Source organism: Anaerosporobacter sp. (assembly GCF_965301125.1).
Genome location: NZ_CBDLAM010000256.1, coordinates 1 through 4,378 on the forward strand (window position 1 = coordinate 1; position 4,378 = coordinate 4,378).

General features: G+C 33.1%; 4 protein-coding genes. All 4 read left to right on the forward strand.

Features of this window, described 5'->3' with window-relative positions:
• The coding region (locus ACW2QF_RS18105; protein ID WP_455717419.1) for a PucR family transcriptional regulator at nt 1–474 on the forward strand (474 nt) is incomplete at its 5' end.
• A gap of 389 nt (nt 475–863) precedes the next feature.
• Nucleotides 864–1,604 carry a response regulator transcription factor gene (locus ACW2QF_RS18110; RefSeq protein WP_455717420.1) on the forward strand — a complete coding sequence of 247 codons (741 nt, stop codon included), beginning with the start codon at nt 864–866 and terminating at the stop codon, nt 1,602–1,604.
• A gap of 323 nt (nt 1,605–1,927) precedes the next feature.
• Nucleotides 1,928–3,631 carry a M3 family oligoendopeptidase gene (locus ACW2QF_RS18115; RefSeq protein WP_455717421.1) on the forward strand — a complete coding sequence of 568 codons (1,704 nt, stop codon included), beginning with the start codon at nt 1,928–1,930 and terminating at the stop codon, nt 3,629–3,631.
• A gap of 155 nt (nt 3,632–3,786) precedes the next feature.
• Nucleotides 3,787–4,260, forward strand: coding sequence for an LURP-one-related/scramblase family protein (locus ACW2QF_RS18120; RefSeq protein WP_455717422.1), 474 nt, complete (start codon nt 3,787–3,789; stop codon nt 4,258–4,260).
• The last annotated feature ends 118 nt before the right edge of the window (nt 4,261–4,378 follow it).

Below are 4,378 nucleotides of genomic sequence, written 5' to 3' on the forward strand. Positions count from 1 at the left end.
TTTCTAATTGAAAATATTATCAATTTATGCAATAATAATAGTAAAGTTTATGTTGGCATAGGACCGAACGTTGATAACATCTCTTTATTATCAAGAAGTTATTATCGTGCTATGCGTGTAATGATTTTATCGAAGAATACGTCTAATACTTTTCTGGTTTTTGATAAACTTGATAGTAGGAAGATATTAATATCTGTCGATGAATCAAAAATCCTTAGAGAATATTATCGAGATACATTAGGAAATCTCGAAGATTATGATAAGGAACATGAAACTAATTATATTGAATTATTACAACGATATATTGCATGTGATGGAAGTATTCAAAAAATCGCTGAGGAAGAAAAATTACATCGAAACACGATTAATTATCAGCTGAACAAAATTAAAAAAATATTAGATAGCGAAATCAATACATTAGACGATAAATTCCGTTTGATGTTAGCGTTTCGAATTAAAGAGATATCTCAGTGAGGAGAAAAAACCGACCTCACTGAGATTTTTTAATTGGGTGCAAAACTCTACTACATTATCTTAGCTTCTTAGCTGACATACTATGACACAAAACACGCTACACACCTAAGTACTTCTAAGTGTGTACTTGCGGTTTCATCAATTAATGTGGAACCGCCCTCGATTCGGCATCCTGCCTCAGCTCAGGCTGGCTCGGCCTCCATGCCTCACCTTCCTAGGTTGTCTAAGTACACACTAAGAAGTACTATAGATGTTTCACTATTGTTTCTTAGTCATAGTATGTCAGCTAAGAAGCAAGTCTTAGTTATTAAGAGTTTTGCTTATCCACATTATATTATGAGAGTTTCGCAAATATCTGAGTAGAAAGACATTGAAAGGAGTAGGATATTATGGGTGAATCATGGCATGGTAAACTAGCAGTATTAAGTGATTTGATTTATAAAGTTTACTCTATTCATAACGTAAGCGATATGGCTAGTCGTTTCTTTGAGAGTTTGAAGATTTTTATTGAATTTGATGCTGCTGATTTATATCTATATGATGAGGAGAATGAGACATATCTACTGAGTAATTCGCAGCAGTATCATGGAAAAGATACCATGACAGTAGAAGAGTTAGGGCTAAATGTTGATATCCTTGCTAAGAATACTAATTTCGTATACAGAGAATCGGATTATCAACAGGAGGACTCGAAAGAACGAAGAAGATACATTCAAACATTGTATAAGGCAAATCAATTTCAGTATGCATTACATATAGTTCTTGCTTACGATGATAAGAGAATAGGTGTTATGAACCTATATAGGTACTTAGGAAACCATGACTATGAATATGATGATTTAGCTATTTGTAATATACTAAAAGAGCATCTTGCATTACGATTGTCATCTGAAGTGTGTGATCAAACAGGGATGAAGTATACCGTAAGTGAGGTCGTAAGCCGATTTAACTTAACTCCAAGAGAAACACAAGTACTTAAGAATATGTTAGCAGGTAAGGATAATTATCAGATCAGTGATGAGATGATGATTAGTATTTTCACAATTAAAAAGCACATTATGAATATTTATCGTAAATTAGAAATTAGTAGTCGTACTCAGCTGTTTAAGAAGGTAAAAGAATTTGAATAGAGGGCTATTGGACTCAAAACTCTATTTAGGTTTTCATGGCTTCTTAGCTGGCGTACTATGACACGAAACACGCTACACAACTAAGTACTTCTATGTGTGTACGTTAGGGTTTTTAAATGATACGGAAACGTCTTCGATTCGGCATCCTGCCTCAGCTCAGGCTTGCTCGGCATCCATGCCTCGCATTCCTAGGTTGTTCTGTACACACTTAGCAGTTTATTAAGTATTTTATGGCAGACATGTTGTTTTTTATACAAGTCAGGTCTATAATATTTACATTACTATAATATATATTATAGATAATTAAGAAAGGATAGAATAGGATGAAGAACTTTAAATTTAGTGAATTAGAATACATAAGACCTGATTTTGAAGCCTTCAAGAAAGATCTTGAAGTTGCTACAAAAAAAGTGAAGGAAGCAACAAACTATGAAATAATGAGAGAGGCGATGCTTGAGATTTTAGAGAAATCTGAGAAAATTGACCTCATGTGCACCATTGCAAACATACGAAACACTTTAAATACAACAGATGAGTTCTATGAAAAAGAAGTAGAATTCATTACAATGACAGCACCTACAACAATGGAAGCAAATATAGAATTAAATAAAGCGCTACTAGCAAGTCCTTTTGTTTCTGATCTTGAGAAAGAATATGGTAAACAATTATTAATTGGTATGCAAAGAGAAATCGATAGCTTTAATCCTGAGCTTGTTCCATATTTGCAAAGAGAGGGGCTATTAACAACGCAATATCAAAAACTTATGGCAACAGCGAAGATTCCATTTGAAGGAGAAACTTTGAATCTGTATGGAATTCAGAAGTATTTTGAAAATCCAGATCGTGAAGTTCGTAAAAAGGCATTCAAAGCATATTCAGACTTTTATCATGATAATGAAGAAGAGTTGGAAAAAATCTTTGGTGAGTTAGTTGAAATCCGTAATAAGATGGGAAGATGTCTTGGAGATGAGAATTTCATTAATCTTGGATACAAACAACAAGGAAGATCGGATTATGGACAAGAAGAGGTTGCCAAATTCAGAGAACAAGTTCGTGAAGAAATCGTTCCATTATGTGAAGAATTATACAAAGCACAAGCAAAACGTATTGGTGTTGATAAAGTTAAAGTATATGATGAAAAATTCGTATTCCCTGATGGTAATGCAGAACCAATGGGAGATGATGATTTCATGATTGATCAGGCAAGAGAGATGTATCATAATATTAGTAAAGAAACAGGCGAATTCATTGATTTCATGATTGAACATGAATTAATGGATCTTAAGAATAAACCTAACAAGGCTTCAACGGGATATATGACATACCTTACACCTTTTAAAGCTCCATATGTTTTCTCTTGTTTTAACCATACAATCTTTGATATGCAAGTTCTTAGCCATGAACTTGGTCATGCTTTTGCAGGCTATCAGGCAATGCGCCATCAACCAATTGCTAATTATTATACAGAATCAACAGATATTGCTGAGATTCATTCTATGGCAATGGAACAATTTGCTTATCTATATGCAGAGAAATTCTTTGGTAAAGATGCAGATAAATATCGTTTCGCTCATCTACAAGAGGCAATCACATTTGTGCCATTTGGTGTAGCTGTTGACGAATTCCAACATATTATGTATGCTAATCCAGATTTAACACCAAAAGAACGTACCTATGAGTGGCATAAGCTAGAACAAAAATATATGCCATGGAGAGAATATGAAGATGATGAATTCATGGAACGTGGTGGTTTCTGGTATCACAAGCTCCATATCTTCTTATACCCATTCTATTACATCAACTATACATTGACTACTATGGGTGCAATGGAATTTAAGAAACGTTATGCAGAGAATAAGGAAGAAGCTTGGAAAGACTACATGAAATTATGTAATGTAGGTGGAAGCTTAAGTTATCTTGAAACTTTAAGAAACTCTAATTTATCAATTCCATTTGAAGAAGGAAGCGTTAAGAAGGCAATATCTTATGCAAAAGATATTTTACTTGAGCAAATTAAGGAAATGTAATAATAATCCATAATAAAAGGGATTTTGCAAAGAGTCTATGACTCTTTTGTAAATCCCTTTAATATTTAATGTTTTTCTTAGAGTTTTCTAATCCTAGTAGTTTATCATATAGTTATTTTATTAGAATAATTAATGAGAGTAACAGGAGGATTTTTATGAAATTGTTAATAAAACAAAGAGTATTTTCATGGTCAGATACATATGATGTGTATGATGAATATGGTAATACTAAGTATTTTGTTAAAGGAGAAATTTTCTCCCTTGGTCACCAGATTCATGTATATGATGCGCGAACAGAACAAGAAATAGGAGTAATTCGTCAGAAGTTATTAACTTTTATGCCACGTTTTGAAGTGGAAATCAATGGTCGAACTGTTGGTGAGATCCAGAAAAAGTTTACATTATTACGACCTAGATATGAGATTGATTACAATGGTTGGAGTGTAGATGGTGATTTCTTTGGATGGGATTATCAAGTGCTAAAGAATGGACATCCAATTATGCAAATTGAGAAAGAGTTAATGCATTGGGGAGATACGTATTCTTTAGATTTCTTCAATGCTGAAGATGAAATTCAAGGGCTAATGCTTGTAATTGCTATTGATGCAGCAAATTGTTCAGATGATTAAGTTTTGTTTTTAATAAAAGCTTTGCAGTTAGTTTTTTAGGCTGTGAAGCTTTTTTAATATTCAAAAAGCTAAAGAGATACAAATAGGTATAATTACGACTTGTCTAATAGTTTTGAAT